Source organism: Aeromonas sp. QDB14, from assembly GCF_027707845.1.
In the GTDB taxonomy this organism is placed as follows: Bacteria; Pseudomonadota; Gammaproteobacteria; order Enterobacterales; family Aeromonadaceae; genus Aeromonas; species Aeromonas caviae.
On record NZ_JAPCJD010000165.1, the window covers coordinates 1 to 1887 of the forward strand.

The 1887-nt window shown below is 59.0% G+C and carries 2 protein-coding genes; one reads left to right on the plus strand and one right to left on the minus strand.

All coding sequences use genetic code 11. The features are described 5' to 3' along the window. Nucleotides 1-108: 108 nt before the first annotated feature. Nucleotides 109-1053 carry a D-2-hydroxyacid dehydrogenase gene (locus tag PG887_RS22205; RefSeq protein WP_043152907.1) on the minus strand — a complete coding sequence of 315 codons (945 nt, stop codon included), beginning with the start codon at nt 1051-1053 and terminating at the stop codon, nt 109-111. A 161-nt stretch (nt 1054-1214) separates the two neighbouring features. On the opposite strand from PG887_RS22205, the gene PG887_RS22210 reads away from it, so the two are divergent. Continuing rightward, complete coding sequence (locus PG887_RS22210; RefSeq protein ID WP_042864483.1) at nt 1215-1796, plus strand: YjaG family protein; 582 nt, start codon at nt 1215-1217, stop codon at nt 1794-1796. Nucleotides 1797-1887: the final 91 nt, after the last annotated feature.

A 1887-nucleotide genomic window follows, 5' to 3' on the forward strand; every position in this document is an offset into this window, starting at 1 on the left:
AGGGCGGTGAAGATATCAAAGACCCGTTTTCCGGTAAATCGCAATGCGGCTCCGCTTAAGTGAACAGCATTGCGCCAACTGGCGGGGCCTTTTCATTGCAGAACGGCTTCAATAACCCTTGTCAAAGTCGATCCTGCCGTCCAGCTGCTGACCATCGATGAAGCGGATGTAGTTGCGGATGAAGATCTGGGCCACATCTTCCGGGAAGCTGTAGGCGCTGTTGTGAGGCGTCACGATGAGATTGGGCTGGTGCCAGAGCGGGCTGTCAGCGGGCAGGGGTTCCTGCTCGAACACATCGAGCACCGCCATGGCGGGCTTGCCGGCTTGCAGTGCCGCCAGCAGATCCCCCTCATGGACGGCATTGCCCCTGCCGACGTTGAAGAAGATGGCGCCCGGTTTGCAGTGGCCGAAGCGTTCGGCGGTGAAGAGATGGCGTGTCTCGCGGGTGGCGGGCAGCACGCTGACGATGACATCGGCCTGGGCCAGCATTTTGTTGAGTGCCGGCAACTGGTACACCTGATCGAACCCGGCACGTTCACGGCCACTGTGGCTGATGCCGAGCACCCTCATGCCAAAATGTTTGCCGGTGTGGGCTATATGCTGCCCTATGCTACCGGTGCCGAGCAGCAGCAGCGTCTTTCCCTTCAAGCCCTGATAGGGATGGCTCTGCCAGACGCCCTGTTGCTGCTGCTCGCGATAGAGTGGCAACTGGCGGGTCAGGCTGAGCAGATGGCCGAACACATACTCGCTCATCAAGGGGCCGAAGATGCCGCGGACATTGGTGAGCAGGTAGTCGCGGCGGCAACTGGCGTCCAGCAGCACATCGACCCCGGCATAAGTCGATTGGAGCCAGCTGAGCTTGCCGGCCTTGGCCAGCAGCGGCTTGGCCCGGGCAGGCTCGGCCATCAGGATATGAGCGTCACCGATAAGCTGTTCGGCCTCGGCCTGATTGTCGGCCCGAAGAATGTGCAGATGGGGAAGATGGGCCGCCTTGAGCAGGCGTTCATAGTGGCTGTTGTCCTGACTCAACAGCAGCAGGGTACGTTGGCTCATACTCTTGTTCCTTATCGTGTTTATGGCAAGGCGAGAGGGATGCTGTCTCCATCTTACCCCAGTTGATCGGGCAAGATAGTCGAGCAGGGCGCTTTTTCATTTTTAGACGGGGCCCTCGTGGGCTACAATCTGCCCCACATTTTGCAAAGGATCCGACTCCAGTGTTTGGTGACAAGTTTTATAAGCGACTGGCCGAGCTGCAGCCCTGGCAGCAAACCGTCTATACCCTGGCGCTGGCAGAGCGCATGTACCCCAACTATGTGCTCTTTACCCAGGCTTCCGGTTTCGGGGATGCGAGGGCATTCCGTCACGCGCTGGATCAGATGTGGAACTACCTGACGGTCAAGGGATCCCGCGTCAATCTTGGTGCCATTCTGGAAGCGTTTGAAGTCTACATTCCCGATCCCCGCAAGTTTGAATCCTACGGCGCCTATCCGGCACTGGACGCCTGCGTGGCGCTGGGTTGTGCCTACAACTCGGTGATCTGCCGGGTGGGGGAAGAGGCCAACGACGCCAGCCATGCGTCTGTCGGCACGGTCGCCGGCTTCATCGAGATGCTGGAAGAGCGGGATCTCAGCGATGAGGAGCTCTATGAGCACGAGTACATGGAGGCGGAGCTGGAGTTCCAGGTCGAACTGCTCAAGCGGGTGGCCCATGAACGGGACAGCGATCGTATCCTTGCCATTCGCGCCTTTGCGGCCCAGGACGGCGTCTCCAACATCGGCATCAGCCTGGAGGCGTAATGCCATCGCGTTCTGCCCATAAAAAAAGGTTCATCGCGGCTTTCCGGGGAAGGCCGCCTTGATTTTCAGAAAAAAGTATTCTGAGTCCCTA

What these genes read in the sequence shown, in the direction of transcription:
- PG887_RS22205 (WP_043152907.1), bottom strand. Translation starts at nt 1,053, where the DNA reads ATGAGCCAACGTACCCTGCTGCTGTTGAGTCAGGACAACAGCCACTAT.